A 14591-nucleotide genomic window follows, 5' to 3' on the forward strand; every position below is an offset into this window, starting at 1 on the left:
CAGGCTTCCTTTATATAGGTCATCCACGACCAAACGGGCGGGGGCCAGAGACCTCCGTCCGCACGTCCACCCTCGCACGGTGACACCATGACGCGGTGACCCACGCACGGCAGCACCCCATCCAGGTCGTCGCCCACCGCGGAGCCTCGGAGGAGGCCCCGGAGCACACGCTGGCCGCCTACCGGAAGGCGATCGAGGACGGCGCGGACGCCCTGGAGTGCGATGTCCGCCTGACCGCCGACGGTCACCTCGTCTGCGTCCACGACTGGCGCGTCAACCGTACGTCGAACGGCCGCGGCGCCGTCTCCGCGCTGGAGCTGGCCGATCTGGCGGCCCTCGACTTCGGGTCCTGGAAGACCCGTGAGGCCGCCCGCGCCCGCGGGGAGGAGCCCGAGTGGGAGCACCGCCCCGAGGACCGCGAGGCGACCTCGGTGCTCACCCTCGAACGCCTGTTGGAGCTGGTCTCCGACGCGGGGCGGCGGGTGGAGTTGGCCGTCGAGACCAAGCACCCCACCCGCTGGGCGGGCCAGGTGGAGGAACGGCTGCTGACGCTGCTGAAACGGTTCGGGCTGGACGCCCCGGCGAGCGCCGAGGAGTCCCCGGTACGGGTGATGAGCTTCTCGGCCCGTTCGCTGCACCGCGTGCACGCCGCCTCGCCGGAACTGCCGACGGTGTACCTGATGCAGTTCGTCTCGCCCCGGCTGCGGGACGGGCGGCTGCCCGCGGGCGTCCGGATCGCCGGCCCCTCGCTCCGGATCGCGCGGAACCACCCCGCCTACATCGAGCGCCTCAAGCGGGCCGGCCACCCGGTGCACGTGTGGACGGTGAACGACACCGTCGACGTGGACCTCTGCACCGGTCTGGACGTGGACGCGATCATCACCAACCGGCCACGCGCCGTCCTGGACCACCTCGGGCGCTGATCCGTCCGCACCCCTTGACCCCGCGGCCCCGGTGGCGCATTCTCCCCTTCCGCCGCACCGAAAGGATCCGGCCACCCGACTACGGGGAGTGCTCCGGCGCGTTCGCTCCGTGGCGCCCCGTGTCGAATGCGTCACTGGACGGGGACCGGCCGGTTTCCGGCTCAGGCCGATGGGGCATCCACACCGTGGCGTGGGGCGAAGGAGGTCTCGGGGGTGGCGTTGGTGGTGGCACAGGAGGTGCCCACGTCGTCGAGCATGGCCGTTCCCCATGGTCCTGCGGGCGTGGGGGAAGCGCGGCACCGGATGCGTGACCAACTGCGCGGCGGGGGCGTGGCGGAATCGGTCGTCGACGACGCCGTACTTGTCCTTTCGGAGCTGTTGAGCAACGCGTACAAGCACGGCCGGCCACTGGGCGACGCCCTGGCCGGGGACGGCGACGTCCGGGCGGCCTGGCGGGTGGATCCGCGCGGCCGGCTGATCGTCGAGGTCACGGACGGCGGCGGCCCGACCCGCCCCGCCCCCGCGACCCCCTCGGTCACCGCCCACGGCGGCCGCGGGCTGAGCATCATCACGGCGCTGGCCGACGACTGGGGCGTGCGCGACGGGGTGCGCGGCGAGGTCACGGTCTGGGTGGTCGTGCACGCCGATGTGTACGACCCGGACGCCGGGCACCGGAGGGACGACTTCGCCACCCGGATCACGGCGCCGTCCGTGTCCCGGATGCCGGGGCTGGGCTTCGCGGACGCCCTGGACGAACGGGGCTGACCGGGGCGGGGCCGGGGTCCCGTGCAGGGGGGCGGGGCCCGCGGAAGTACGCCGGTTCTCCGGCGCGTGAACCCACGGCGCGGTGGGCTCCGGCCCGGGGCGGGATGCTCTCCGGCCCGGGGGTGGGTGCTCTCCGGCCCCAGTAGTGCCGTCTTCCCGGCCCGGGCGCGGTGCGCGGCCCTCCGCACCCGGCGCGCGCACCGCGGTGGGTGCGGAGGGCCGCGCGTCGGCTCCGCCCCCCGCGGGCCGGTGGTGCCACGCGTACGGATGGATGGACCCGCACCGGTACGGGGCTCCCGCACAGGTACGGGGGCTCCCGCGCCGGTACGGGGACGCCGCACCGGGGTTGAGCCGGATGCCGTCGGCGCCGGATGCCGTCGGCGCCGGGCACGCCCGCGGGCGGTGCGGCCGCACGTCCCGGAGCGCGGCGGCCGGTGCCGGGCGGACGCGGCCACCGCGGGGTTCACCGCCCCCTCGCCCCGATCCCCCTCCCCCACGCCCCCGTTGCCCGCAAACCCCCCGTTGTCCACAGGGTCCCGTCGGCCGGAGTGGGAGCGGCTAGGCTCGCGCCCGTATCAGCAGAGCCGTAACCGGGAGACACCCACGATGGCCAAGAAGCGACCCCAGACGAAGGCCCGGCGCCCGCAGCCCGGCAAGGGAACCCCCGCCGTCGGCACCGGCGGGGAGATTCCGGTCGTCGGCGCCCGCGAACCCTGCCCGTGCGGCAGCGGCCGCCGCTACAAGGCGTGCCACGGCAGGGCAGCCGCCCAGGCCACCACCGAGCTGGTGCACCGCCCCTTCGAGGGGCTGCCCGGCGAGTGCGACTGGGTGGCCCTGCGCGAGCTGGTGCCGGCCGCGACGGTCCCGCTGGCCCTCAAGGACGGCCTGCCCGAGGGCGTCCCGTCGGTCACCCTGGCCACCGTGCTGCCCATGGCCTGGCCCGCCCTGCGCCGCGACGACGGCTCGGTCCTGCTCGGCCTGCAGAACGACACGGCCTCCGGCGACATCAGCCGCGACCTCGCGGACACCCTGCTGCGGGCCCTGGAGGCCGAGCCGGGCACCCCGGTGAAGGGCCGCCGCGCCCCCGCCGACGGGCCCCGGCTGCAGGACCTGCTCGCTCCGGAGGGCCCGTTCGCGCCGGAGGTGCACGAGGGCTTCGCCTTCTGGGTCCCGGACGCGGAGAACGCCACCCCGGAGGTGGCCGCCTCCCTGGAGCGGGCCGACGCCGCGGCCATCCCGACCGTGCGGCTGACGGGCGTGGACGCCGCCTACTGGTGCGAGACCCCCGAGAAGAATCATTTGCGGTGGGTCATGCCGCACGAGGAGGAGCGGCTTCTGGACGCTCTCGCCCGGCTGCACGCGGCCGGCCTCTCCAGCCTCGGGGAGGGCACCCGGCTGGTGGGTTCCTTCCGTGCCCACGGGCTCACCGTCCCCGTGTGGGATCTGCCGGGCACGGTCACCGCGCAGGACGTGGAGAAGCCGGCGGCCGGGTTCGCGGAGCGCCTGTCCGCGGCCCTCGCCACGGACGCCCCGCTCACCCCGGACGAGCGCCGGGCCCGCGGCGGCCTGACCAACCGGCAGGTCACGCTGAGCTGAGGCCGGCGCCGGGCACCGGGGTCCGGCTGACCGACCGGTCAGCCGGACCACCGGGCGCGGGAGGTGACTCCTGTCACAACTCCCCGGAAAGACAGGCCAATCGGTGACCGGAAATCGGGAGATCGAATTTGCTAACCGCCGATCTCTTGTTACCGTTCCCGTAGCCCGGTTGCTGGTGCATCCCCCGTCGCCAGCAACCGGGTCTTCCCATGTGCCGCGCCGCGAGCACCGCGCGACCGGTCGCCGACCGCCCGCCAACGTGGGCGGATCGCTTCCCGTACGCAACCGCGAGGGTCCGTATCCGGCCCGGTCGACTCCGTCCCGGCGGCATCCGCATCCTCGTCCGCGGGCACTCCCGATCCGCTCCCGCGCCGTGCTCCGTGCCGCGCACGGCGTTCCCGGCCGCACCGCGCGGGCGTCCCGCGGCGGCGCCCCGGACACCCGCCCCCACCACGCCCGTCCCCCGGGACGAACGGTCGCCCCGGCGAACGGACCCGGCCCGGTGCGCGGACGGGACACGCACGAACGCGGTGGGGGCGGGGTCCGTCCGGACCCCGCCCCCACCGCGTTCCCAGGGGGCAAAACCCCCGCACGGGCGGCGAGTCCGCCCGCGCCGCGCGCCGCTACAGCTCCGGCGCGCTCACCTCCGTGTCCATCAGGGCGTCGACCACCGCGTCCACCACGGCCTCGACATCGGGCACCCACGGCCTGGCCGAGCCGGGCAGCGGCGCCCGCTCCCAGCGGATGCCGCCCTCCCCGGCCCCGGAGGGGGGCAGGGCGAGATAGCCGCCCCCGCCGTGGAAGCGCAGGGAGCCGGGGACATGGTCCTTGGCGTAGAGCAGTTCGCCCAACTGCTCCATGGAGTACGGCCTGACCAGCAGCGACCAGCGGGTGGGCGAGGCGACCACCGGCCCCAGCCGCATCCCCGCGCGGTCGAGCGCGGCCAGCGCGCGGGCGGCCGGCCCGGCGGGCAGCGAGACGGCGCACGGGGCGTCGCCGCCGGTGGCCAGGACGATGGGCGCCGTCGGCCGGTTGGTCCACCACCAGCGCACCATGCGCGCGTCGGTGGTGGCCGCCAGCAGACCGGGCTCGAAGGGATGGGCGCCGGGCACCGTGCACTCCGGGTCCGGGCAGCCGCAGCGCGACCGCGCGCGCGGGTCGGCCGCCACACCGGGAAGTACGGGCCACTGCCATCGCGTCGCATAGGTCAGGGCCGCGTCGATCAGCTCAGGCCGTCCGTCGTCGCGCCGGGACAGGAGCCTGCGTCGCTTTCCGAGGATCTCGCGCATGAGCGCTCGTTCCTTTCCGTTGCACGCCTGGCAACACCGTGGTCACATCACACCATGTGCAAATCACTTCGCTGTGCGTAACTGTCGGCGCATGGCACCCCCGCGGAAGGCAGGGGGAGCCCCTCTGGGATCGTGCGTCGACCGCGCTCGCGGGCGGTGCGTCCGTACCGCTTCCCGCACCGTGTTCGTACTGTGTCCAGCAAAAGCATGGGCTGGCGCGGGGTGGCGAAGTATGGCGCTTTGCCGCTCCGCGTATTTCTCTCCGCCTCCGCAAGGGGAGGATGGGGCACGGTCGTCGGTGGATAGGACGCCCGGTTCCGTCACCAGGTTCCCAGTGGCCCCCAGCCACCCCTGGCCTTCTCCGAGCAGGTACCCGTCACGACCGTTGTAACGCTCTGTGGAGCACCCCCAGTCGACCGCAACAAGCCGTCCTCCGGGGCAGTTTCAGGCCATCCTTGCATGTCCGCAAGGGTTCGGGAAGGGAGTCGCATTCGCCCCGCGAACACCAGGAAAACCAGCAGGACAATGCTGGACATCTCCTTACGACTGCGTGTACATGTGGAGACACTGCCGGTTGCGCAGAACGACATGGGGGTTTGCGATGCTTTTGAGCGGTAAGCACCGGTCGGAAAGCGGGAAGACATGAACGCCCCGCACCCTGCGAAAGTGGCCGGAATCGATGCGACGGTTCCGCCCCCCGCACAGACTGTCACGCCCACCGCCGTCGGCGCCTCCCCCACGGCCGCGGCGAACGCCCTGCCGGGCCCCGACGCCCCGGGCGTCCTCCTCCAGGACCGGCTCGCCGGATGGGTCTTCGACCTCTCCACCCTGCACGAGCTGACCGAGCGCCTCACCCGCACCGCCACCCTCCCCGACGCCCTCCAGGAACTGCTGCGCGCCGGATCGGCCATGGTCGGCGCCCGGCGCGGACTCGTCGTGCTGGAACCGGCCGACGGACTGGGCCCGGACACCACCGTCGGGCTGGGGCTCGCCCGCGCCGACCTCGGGCACATCGAGACGGTGCCGCGCGACTCCCTGGCGCACGGCAGGATCCTGGAGGGGCTGCCGGTCTCCGGCAACGGCATCGCGGAACCGGACCTGCTGTCCGGCGAGGGCCTCGACCCCCGTCACCGCGAGGTCGCCGCCCGCCTCGGCTACGCCGCGAGCTACGCGCTCCCGCTGACCGCCGACGGCGCCGGCCGCCTCGGCGCCGCGGTCTGGCTGTACGACGAGCCGGCCGAACCGGACAAGCGCCAGCGCGAGCTGGCCGGGCTCTACGCGCGCCACGCCGCCGAGCACCTGGCCCGGCTGCTGGAACTGGAGCGCGCCCGGACGGCCGTGGCGACCATGGCCGAGGAACTGCTGCCCACCCGGCTGCCGCGGGTCCCCGGCGTCCGGCTCGCCGCCCGGCACCTCACCGGACCGCACGGCGGTGGCGACTGGTACGACGCGCTGCCGCTGCCCGACGCGGCCCTCGGCCTCTCCGTCGGCTCCGTCACCGGCTCCGGGCCCAGCGCGGTCGCCGCGATGGGACGGCTGCGCGCCTCGCTGCGGGCGTACGCCGTGATGGAGGGCGAGGACCCGGTCGCCGTCCTGTCCGACCTGGAGCTGCTGCTGCGGCTCACCGAACCGGCCCGCTCGGCCACCGCCCTGTTCGGCTACTGCGAACCGGCGCTGCGCCGGATCACCCTGGCCGGCGCCGGGCACCGCCCGCCGCTGCTGATCGGCGGCAACCGCACCCAGTACGTGGAGACCTCGGTCTCCGCGCCGCTGGGCATGCTCGCCTGCTGGGAGGCGCCGAGCGTGGAGGTCGACGCCGCGTCAGGAGAGACGGTTCTCCTCTACACGGAGGGGCTGCTGCACCGCACCGGCGACCCCGCCGACCGCGCCTTCGCCCGGCTGCACGCGGCGGCAGCCTCGGTGCCGCGCGCCGCCCGCGAGGACCCGGACGCCGTCCTGGACCACGTGCTGCGCACCGTGCTGCCGGACGGAGGTGCCGGGACGGGCGTCACGGAGGACGTGGTGCTGCTCGCGGTTCGGTTCGATTAACGGACGGTAATCCGCGAAGACATTCACATAACGGACGGTAACCCCCGGGGGTAAGAGGCCCTTCGCCTCTGGGCCCCCTTCCGCACGTCCGTACGATGGGGAGTGGTCCAGTGCCGTATCGAGGAGGATGAAGTGGCGGAGGAGCTCACCCCGGAGACCCCGGAGAACGAGACCGAGGAGCCCATCAAGCAGCGCAAGAACGGCCTGTACCCGGGCGTGTCCGACGAACTGGCCGAGAGCATGCGGTCCCACTGGGCCGACACCGAGCTGCACGGCCTGGAGCCCGTCGCGCAGGCCGCCGAGACCGCGGCCCGCCGCGCCGCCCTGTCCGCCCGCTTCCCCGGCGACCGCCTGGTGATCCCCTCGGGCAACCTGAAGGTCCGCTCCAACGACACGGAGTACCCCTTCCGTGCCTCCGTCGAGTACGCCTATCTGACCGGCAACCAGACCGAGGACGGCGTCCTGGTCCTGGAGCCGACGGCCGACGGCCACACCGCCACGATCTACCTGCTGCCCCGCTCCGACCGCGAGACCGGCGAGTTCTGGCTCGACGGCCAGGGCGAGCTGTGGGTCGGCCGCCGCCACTCCCTCGCCGAGGCGACGGAGCTGTACGGCATCCCCGCCTCCGACGTGCGCGAACTGGCCGACGCCCTGCGCGGGGCCACCGGCCCGGTGCGGGTCGTGCGCGGCCACGACGCGGGCATCGAGGCGGCGCTCACCGACAAGGTGACCGCCGAGCGCGACGAGGAGCTGCGCGTCTTCCTCTCCGAGGCCCGCCTGGTCAAGGACGACTTCGAGATCGGCGAGCTGCAGAAGGCCGTCGACTCGACGGTGCGCGGCTTCGAGGACGTCGTCAAGGTCCTCGACAAGGCCGAGGCGACCAGCGAGCGCTACATCGAGGGCACCTTCTTCCTGCGCGCCCGCGTGGAGGGCAACGACGTCGGCTACGGCTCCATCTGCGCCGCCGGCCCGCACGCCTGCACCCTGCACTGGGTCCGCAACGACGGCCCGGTCCGCTCCGGCGACCTGCTGCTGCTCGACGCGGGCGTGGAGACCCACACGTACTACACGGCGGACGTCACCCGCACCCTCCCCATCAGCGGCACCTACACCGAGCTGCAGCGGAAGGTGTACGACGCGGTCTACGACGCCCAGGAGGCGGGCATCGCGGCGGTGAAGCCGGGCGCCAAGTTCCGGGACTTCCACGACGCCGCCCAGCGGGTGCTCGCCGAGCGGCTCGTCGAGTGGGGCCTCGTGGAGGGCCCGGTCGAGCGCGTGCTGGAGCTGGGCCTCCAGCGCCGCTGGACCCTGCACGGCACCGGCCACATGCTCGGCATGGACGTCCACGACTGCGCCGCCGCCCGGGTGGAGGCCTACGTCGACGGCACGCTGGAGCCCGGCATGGTGCTCACCGTCGAGCCGGGCCTGTACTTCCAGGCCGACGACCTGAGCGTGCCCGAGGAGTACCGGGGCGTCGGCGTCCGCATCGAGGACGACATCCTGGTCACCGAGGACGGCAACCGGAACCTCAGCGCCGGACTGCCGCGCCGCTCCGCCGACGTCGAGGCGTGGATGGCCTCGCTGAAGGGCTGACGGCCCCCGGCCCACCGGCCGCTCCCGCGTCACCCCTCCCGGTCCGCGGCCCCCGCGGGCCGGACGGACGGCGGGACGCCGATGGCCGGACACCTCACGGGTGTCCGGCCATCGGCGTGTCCGGGGCGTGCTCCGGGGGCGCCCCGTCGGGAGGCACGGGTCAGACGGCGACCAGCGGGGCGTCCTCGCGCCACTTGAGCATCTTGTCGAAGCTCACCACGGCCCCCGCCCGGCCCGGCGCGCTGCCGATGTGGACGTGGTCCGCCAGCTCCCGGATGAGACCCAGCCCGCGCCCGTGCTCGGCGTCGGCAGGCACGGAGCGGCAGGGGACGGGCGGACGGCCGGACGCGCCGGCGGGGAAGCCGGGCCCGGTGTCCTCCACCTCGATCCGGCACCGCTCCCCGTCGAGGTAGGCGGTGACCCGGTACGCCTCCGACGGGCCGCCCGGCGCGTCGGCCCCGCCGTGCTCGACGGCGTTGGCGCAGGCCTCACCGAGCGCCACCGAGAGATCGAAGGAGATGTCGGGGTCGACGCCCGCGGTCTCCATGGTGCCGATCAGCAGCCGCCGGGCCAGGGGCACGCTCGCAGCCTCGCACCGCAGATGGAGTGACCACCAGATGCTCATGCTCCAGCCTCCCGGCCCGGCTCGACATACCGTTACGTATTGCCCTCCGGATCGGGACGTAAGCACGGTCCCGGCGGGAGAACGCCCGTCCGGCCGACGCGCCCGCCACGGTCCCGGGTGTATGCGGGAGGGGGCGGGCAGGCCCGGCGGGAGCCACCGACGGACCTCCTGGGTGACGTCCCGGATGACGCCGCCGTGCGGGTCCGGCGGTGCCGCGGCCCCGGGGAGCGGACCGGTCCGGGGCCCCGGGCAGGCCGGCCGGGGCGCGACGGAACGGTGCCGGACCAGATGCGCCGCGCTCGGCCCGCCCGCCCGGGTCCGCGGGCGGGGGAACCGGCGAGTTCGCGGACCGGGGGGCTCCTCGGTCCTCCGGCGCGGGGCCCCGGCGGGCCGGGGACACCACGGGCCGTCGGCGCGGCGAAGGACGGTGGACGGGGTACGGCGAGCGAGGTACGGCGGGTGGGTCTCCGGGCGCCACGGCCACCCGGGGGGGCGTGACGGGACGGGGCGGGGCGGACCATGATCAACCGGATCGGACGGCGTCACCCGGACCTGCCGTGGGAAGCGCGGGGCTCCAGTGGGATGATGGGCCCGCCATGACTGCCCCCCACCCGCCTCCGGCGCGTTCCGGAACCGGCCCCCGGTTCCTGCGGGCCGCGGTGTTCGCCGCGGTCTGCGTCGTGCTGGCCGCGGCCGGGCACAGCCTCGCCTCCTGCGCCACCGTTCCCGTGTGGTCGCTGGGCGTGGGCTTCCTCGGGGTGGCCCTGGTCGCCGCCCCGCTGGCCGGGCGGGTGCGCTCGCTGCCGGGGATCGCCGCGCTGCTGGCGGTGGGCCAGACCGCCCTGCACATGGTGTTCGGGCTGGGCCAGCACGGCACCGCCTCCACCGCCGCCGCCACGAACGGCGCGCCGTCCGACGCCTCGCTGGTGCGGCAGGCCGCCCGCCTGGTGTGCGGGACCGCCGTGGCGGCGATCAGCCCGGCACAGGCGCAGCGCATCCTCGCCGACGCCCGCGTGCTCCCGGACGGAACGGGCAGCACGGCCGCGGGGGGCGTCCCGGCGGACGCGATGCCCGCGGCGGGTACGCCGGCCGCGATGCTGCCGTCGCTGCCGATGCTGCTCGGCCACGTCCTGGCGGCCGTCGCCGCCGGATGGCTGCTGCGCCACGGGGACCTGGCCCTGGCCCGGCTCGCGGGGCTGTCCGTCCAGTCCGCCCGCGCGGTGGCCGAGCGGGCGTCCGTCCGGGCACTGCGCGCGCTGCTCGCGCTGGTCCGGGCCCTGCACGCCGGTCTCGCCGGGGCGCCCCGCACGGGCCCGCGTCCGGCGCGCACCGCGCTGCCGTCCCCGGCCCGGCCGCACACCGTGGCGCTCCAGCACACGGTGATCCGCCGGGGACCCCCGGACCGCCTCGCCCTCGCCGCCTGACGCGACGCGACCACCGTTCCGTCTCCGCTTCCGCCCGCCTTTTCCGGGCCGGAGCGGGGGAGCCGGGGCCGCCGTCGTGCGGCTCGCGCGCGTCCGCGCGCCCTCCCCCCATTCCTCACCGGGACGCACGGCCGAGGCCGTGCGCCCTCAGCGAAGCGGAGCACTCCGTCCATGAAGCTTTCTCGTATCGCCGCCGTCGGCGCCACCGCGGGCATCGCCGCCCTGGCCCTGGCCGCCCCCGCGTCCGCGCACGTCAGCGTGCAGCCCGAGGGCACCGCCGCCAAGGGCGGCTACGCGGTCGTCGACTTCAAGGTCCCCAACGAGCGCGACGACGCCGCCACCACCAAGCTGGAGGTCACCTTCCCGGCCGACCACCCGCTGGCCTCCGTGATGCCGCAGCCGGTGCCCGGCTGGACGGCGAAGGTCACCAAGGCCAAGCTCGACAAGCCCCTGGAGATGCACGGCAAGAAGATCGCCGAGGCCGTCAGCAAGGTGACGTGGACGGCCGACGGGGACGGCATCGAGCCCGGCTTCTTCCAGAAGTTCCCGGTCTCCGTCGGCACCCTGCCCGAGGACGCCGACGAGTTGGTGTTCAAGGCGGTCCAGACCTACTCCAACAAGGAGGTCGTGCGCTGGATCGAGGTGCCGCAGGAGGGCCAGGAGGAGCCCGACAACCCGGCGCCCGTGCTGACCCTGACGGCCCCCGAGGCCGACGGCCACGGCGCCTCCGGCGCGAAGGCCGACTCCGACGGTGCCGGGGCCGACGCCGGGGACACCGGGAAGACCGCGGAGACCGCCGCGGCACCGGCCTCCGGGGACAGCAGCGACACCACCGCCCGAGTCCTCGGCGTCGTCGGCATCGCCGTCGGCGTCGCGGGCGTCGCCTACGCCGTACTGGCCGGGCGCCGGCGCTCCACCGGGGGCCCGGCATAACCATCCCGCGGGGGCGGGCCGCCGCGGCGGCCCGCCCCTCACCGGCGCGCGCCGGACACCCCGCCCCCTCGGGCGGGGCCTCGGCGCGCGGCGGAGCACCTCTCACCCTGGGACATCTCTCCATGCGCAAGAAGACGTTCGCGGCCGCCGCACTGCTCGCCGCCGCCTCCCTGACCCTGACCGCCTGCGGCGGTGACTCCGGCGACGGCGCCTCCCCCGTCACCGTGGTGTCCGAGGACACCACGGAGCAGGCGGCGACCGTCCTGGACAAGCCGTTCGAGAAGCCGGACCTGATCCTGACCGACACCGGCGGCGAGAAGTACGACCTGCGCGAGCGGACGGCGGGCCGGCCCACCCTGGTCTACTTCGGCTACACCCACTGCCCCGACGTCTGCCCGCTGACCATGAGCAACATCGCCGTGGCCAAGCAGAAGCTGTCCGAGGCGGATCAGGACGCCCTCCAGGTCGTGTTCGTCACCACCGACCCCGACCGGGACACCCCCGAGGCGCTCGGCACCTGGCTCAAGGGTGTCGACCCGAAGATCATCGGGCTGACCGGGGACTTCGACACCATCCAGGCCGGTGCCCGCACCATGGGCATCTCCATCGAGCCGTCCACCAAGGACAAGGACGGCAAGATCGTCTCCATGCACGGCACCCAGGTCATCGCCTTCTCGCCGAAGACCGACGGCGGGTACGTGCTGTACGGCGAGGACACCACCGTCGACGACTACATCAAGGACCTGCCCAAGCTCGTCAAGGGGCAGAACCCGTGAACCGCCGTTCCGCCGCCACCGCGCTGACCGGGGCCCTGGCCCTGCTCCTCGCCGGATGCGGTTCCGACGGCGGGTCGCCGTCCCCCGCCGAACTCTCCGCGGGCTCCGCCTACATGCCCCGGCCGGTCTCGCCGACCATGGCCGCCGGGTTCCTCGTCATCACCAACAAGGGCGGTACGGGGGACGAGCTGACCTCGGTCGCCAGCGACGCGGGCGATGTCAGTGTGCACCGGACCGTCAACGGCGTGATGGAGAAGGCGGACCGCCTGCCCGTCCCCGCGCACGGCCGGCTGGTGCTGGAGAGCGGCGGCAGCCATCTGATGTTCGAGAACCTGCGGCGACGGCCGCAGGAGGGCGAGACGGTCGCGGTCGAGCTGCGGTTCGCCCGGTCCGGCCCGCTCACGGTCGAGCTGCCGGTGAAGCCGCCCACCTACCGGCCCGCCGGACAGACCGGGACGTCCGGGCACTGACGCCGGGCCACCGCGAACGGCGGCCCCCGCGGCGGCCCGGCGGCCGTCGCCCGCCGCGCCGCCCGCCGGGGGACCCCGGGGACCGGCGGCGCACCACGAGAACCACCGAGAGACACCGAGGAACCGAGGAGGGACCATCGTGACGCAGACCATCGCCCCGCGCGTCCGGATCCTGGTGCTGCTGCTCCTGGCCGCGGCCTGCGCGCTGCTCGTGGGCGCCGGTCCGGCCGCCGCCCACGCGGCACTGACCACCGCCGACCCCGCGCAGGGCTCCGTGGTCGAGAAGGCACCGGCCCGGGTGACACTGAGCTTCTCCGAGTCGATCTCCGTGGACGCCGACTCCCTGCGCGTCCTCGACCCCGGAGGCGAACGCGTCGACACCGGCGACCCCACGGGCAGCGGCAGGACCTACACCGTGAAGCTGCGCCCGGACCTGTCCGACGGCACCTACACGGTGGCCTACCAGGTGGTGTCCGCCGACAGCCATCCGGTCGCCGGCGCCTACACCTTCTCCATCGGCGCGCCCTCCGAGACCACCGTCCAGATCTCCGGCCGGGGCGCGGACGACGGCCCCATCGGCTGGCTGTACGGCCTCGGACGCTACGTGTCCTACGCCGGGTTCATCGTGCTGGCCGGCGGCGCCGCCTTCGTGCTCGCCTGCTGGCCGGCCGGCTCCGGGGCGCGGGTCCTGCAACGGCTGGTGGTCTCCGGCTGGCTGGCGCTGACCTCGGCGACCCTGCTCCTGCTCCTGCTGCGCGGCTCCTACACCGGGTCCGGGAAGGCCGCGGACATCCTCGACCTGGAGCTGCTGGGGCAGGTCCTGGGGACCAAGGCCGGCGCGGCGCTGGTCTTCCGGCTGCTGCTGCTGGGCGGGGCGGCCCTGTTCGTCGCCGTGCTCTTCGGCGCCCACGCCAGACGGGAGGAGGCGGAGAGGCGCCGCCTGACCGTGGGGCTCGCGATCGGCGGTACGGCTGTGGCGGCCGGGTTCGCCGCGAGCTGGGCCCTGGCCGAGCACGCCTCCACCGGGCTCCAGGCCGGGGTGGCCATGCCCATGGACATCCTCCACCTGCTGGCCGTCGCCGCCTGGTTCGGCGGGCTCACCGCCCTGCTGACCGCCCTCTCCCGGGTGCCCTCGGAGACTCCGGTGCCCGCCTCCGCCGTACGCCGGTTCTCCCGGGTGGCCTTCGGCAGCGTGGTCGTCCTGGTCGTGACGGGCGCCTACCAGTCCTGGCGCCAGCTCGGCTCCTGGACGGCGCTCACCGACACCCGCTACGGGCAACTGCTGCTGGCCAAGCTCGGGCTCGTGGCCGTGCTGCTCATCCTCGCCCGCCTCTCCCAGCGGTGGACGGGGCGGATCGGCGAGCCGGTGCCCGCCGCGGCTGCCGCGGCTGCCGAGGACGCGGCCGGGGAGGCGCGGGTACGGGAGGAGGTCGGCGCGGCCGGCGCCGACGCGGGCCCGAGTGGTGCCGCCACCGGTACGGATCCGGACGGCGCCCCCGGTACGGCCTCCCCCGGCGGGGCGGCGGGTCCGGACACCTCCGGCGCCGCCGGGGACGCGGGCGACCAGCGGCGGGCCGCCCAGCTCGGCCGGCAGCGCGCGGCAGTGGACGCCGCCCGGCGCAAGCGGCTGCGGGACGCCGATCCGCACCGCTCCGGTCTGCGCCGCTCGGTGCTGATCGAGGCCGGTGTCGCCGTCGTCCTGCTCGCCGTCACCACCGCCCTGACCCAGACCGAGCCGGGGCGCACCGAGTTGGAGGCCCGCGCCGCGGGCGGGGGCGCAGCCGCCGCTTCCCCCACCGTGCCCGGCATGGTCTCGCTGACCCTGCCCTTCGACACCGGCGGCGCCGACGGCAGGGGCGAGGCGCGGATCGACCTCGACCCCGGGCGCAGCGGCGGCAACGCCGTCCACCTGTATGTGCTGCGGCCCGACGGGACCGCGTACGACGTCCCCGAGGTGAAGGTCGCCTTCACCCTGAAGAGCAAGGGCGTCGGACCGCTGCCCGTGGTGCCCGACCGCATCACCACCGGACACTGGTCGGCGAGCGGGGTGCAGATCCCGATGGCCGGTGACTGGGAGGTCGCCGTGACCGTGCGGACCTCCGACATCGACCAGGTGACCGTCTCGAAGAACGCGCAGATCGGCTGAAC

General features: G+C 74.9%; 12 protein-coding genes. 10 read left to right on the forward strand and 2 right to left on the reverse strand.

What is annotated here, in order from left to right:
* The first annotated feature begins 95 nt into the window (after positions 1 to 95).
* The 3 genes from GTY84_RS27155 to GTY84_RS27165 all read left to right on the forward strand — a co-directional run bounded on the left by GTY84_RS27155 (position 96) and on the right by GTY84_RS27165 (position 3284).
* Positions 96 to 923 carry a glycerophosphodiester phosphodiesterase gene (locus tag GTY84_RS27155; protein ID WP_161229040.1) on the forward strand — a complete coding sequence of 276 codons (828 nt, stop codon included), beginning with the start codon at positions 96 to 98 and terminating at the stop codon, positions 921 to 923.
* A gap of 126 nt (positions 924 to 1049) precedes the next feature.
* A complete protein-coding gene (locus GTY84_RS27160; protein ID WP_161229041.1) occupies positions 1050 to 1688 on the forward strand; it encodes an ATP-binding protein in 639 nt (212 codons plus the stop codon).
* A gap of 606 nt (positions 1689 to 2294) precedes the next feature.
* The gene (locus GTY84_RS27165) at positions 2295 to 3284 is read left to right on the forward strand and encodes a DUF5926 family protein (protein WP_161229042.1); all 990 of its coding nucleotides are present in this window, start codon (positions 2295 to 2297) and stop codon (positions 3282 to 3284) included.
* Positions 3285 to 3907: 623 nt separating this feature from the next.
* Here the strand turns inward: GTY84_RS27165 and GTY84_RS27170 are convergent.
* The gene (locus GTY84_RS27170; RefSeq protein WP_161229043.1) at positions 3908 to 4573 is read right to left on the reverse strand and encodes a bifunctional DNA primase/polymerase; all 666 of its coding nucleotides are present in this window, start codon (positions 4571 to 4573) and stop codon (positions 3908 to 3910) included.
* A gap of 642 nt (positions 4574 to 5215) precedes the next feature.
* Between GTY84_RS27170 and GTY84_RS27175 the strand changes: the two genes are divergently transcribed.
* Positions 5216 to 6622, forward strand: coding sequence for a GAF domain-containing SpoIIE family protein phosphatase (locus GTY84_RS27175; protein ID WP_161229044.1), 1407 nt, complete (start codon positions 5216 to 5218; stop codon positions 6620 to 6622).
* A 132-nt stretch (positions 6623 to 6754) separates the two neighbouring features.
* Positions 6755 to 8215, forward strand: coding sequence for an aminopeptidase P family protein (locus GTY84_RS27180; protein WP_161229045.1), 1461 nt, complete (start codon positions 6755 to 6757; stop codon positions 8213 to 8215).
* Positions 8216 to 8375: 160 nt separating this feature from the next.
* Here the strand turns inward: GTY84_RS27180 and GTY84_RS27185 are convergent, their stop codons facing one another.
* On the reverse strand, positions 8376 to 8840 hold the full coding sequence (locus tag GTY84_RS27185) for an ATP-binding protein (protein ID WP_161229046.1): 465 nt from the start codon (positions 8838 to 8840) through the stop codon (positions 8376 to 8378).
* A 596-nt stretch (positions 8841 to 9436) separates the two neighbouring features.
* Here GTY84_RS27185 and GTY84_RS27190 point away from each other — a divergent pair.
* The 5 genes from GTY84_RS27190 (at position 9437) to GTY84_RS27210 (ending at position 14589) form a co-directional block, all read left to right on the forward strand.
* Positions 9437 to 10264 (forward strand): hypothetical protein, encoded by an 828-nt coding sequence (locus GTY84_RS27190; protein WP_161229047.1) that lies wholly within the window; start codon positions 9437 to 9439, stop codon positions 10262 to 10264.
* A 171-nt stretch (positions 10265 to 10435) separates the two neighbouring features.
* On the forward strand, positions 10436 to 11197 hold the full coding sequence (locus GTY84_RS27195; protein WP_161229048.1) for a YcnI family protein: 762 nt from the start codon (positions 10436 to 10438) through the stop codon (positions 11195 to 11197).
* A gap of 122 nt (positions 11198 to 11319) precedes the next feature.
* Entirely contained in the window at positions 11320 to 11973 is a 654-nt protein-coding gene (locus GTY84_RS27200) for an SCO family protein (protein WP_161229049.1), read from the forward strand.
* Positions 11970 to 12443, forward strand: coding sequence for a copper chaperone PCu(A)C (locus GTY84_RS27205; RefSeq protein ID WP_161229050.1), 474 nt, complete (start codon positions 11970 to 11972; stop codon positions 12441 to 12443). Before GTY84_RS27200 ends, GTY84_RS27205 begins: the two co-directional genes overlap by 4 nt.
* A 139-nt stretch (positions 12444 to 12582) precedes the next feature.
* Complete coding sequence (locus GTY84_RS27210) at positions 12583 to 14589, forward strand: copper resistance protein CopC/CopD (RefSeq protein WP_161229051.1); 2007 nt, start codon at positions 12583 to 12585, stop codon at positions 14587 to 14589.
* Positions 14590 to 14591 lie beyond the last annotated feature (2 nt).

It is taken from the genome of Streptomyces sp. SID8352, from assembly GCF_009862265.1.
Taxonomy (GTDB): Bacteria; Actinomycetota; Actinomycetes; order Streptomycetales; family Streptomycetaceae; genus Streptomyces.

Excerpts from the sequence above, each read along its gene's own strand:
- GTY84_RS27160 (WP_161229041.1), top strand. The coding sequence starts at position 1,050 with ATGCGTCACTGGACGGGGACCGGCCGGTTTCCGGCTCAGGCCGATGGG.
- GTY84_RS27165 (WP_161229042.1), top strand. The coding sequence starts at position 2,295 with ATGGCCAAGAAGCGACCCCAGACGAAGGCCCGGCGCCCGCAGCCCGGC.
- GTY84_RS27170 (WP_161229043.1), bottom strand. The coding sequence starts at position 4,573 with ATGCGCGAGATCCTCGGAAAGCGACGCAGGCTCCTGTCCCGGCGCGAC.
- GTY84_RS27175 (WP_161229044.1), top strand. The coding sequence starts at position 5,216 with ATGAACGCCCCGCACCCTGCGAAAGTGGCCGGAATCGATGCGACGGTT.
- GTY84_RS27185 (WP_161229046.1), bottom strand. The coding sequence starts at position 8,840 with ATGAGCATCTGGTGGTCACTCCATCTGCGGTGCGAGGCTGCGAGCGTG.
- GTY84_RS27190 (WP_161229047.1), top strand. The coding sequence starts at position 9,437 with ATGACTGCCCCCCACCCGCCTCCGGCGCGTTCCGGAACCGGCCCCCGG.
- GTY84_RS27195 (WP_161229048.1), top strand. The coding sequence starts at position 10,436 with ATGAAGCTTTCTCGTATCGCCGCCGTCGGCGCCACCGCGGGCATCGCC.
- GTY84_RS27200 (WP_161229049.1), top strand. The coding sequence starts at position 11,320 with ATGCGCAAGAAGACGTTCGCGGCCGCCGCACTGCTCGCCGCCGCCTCC.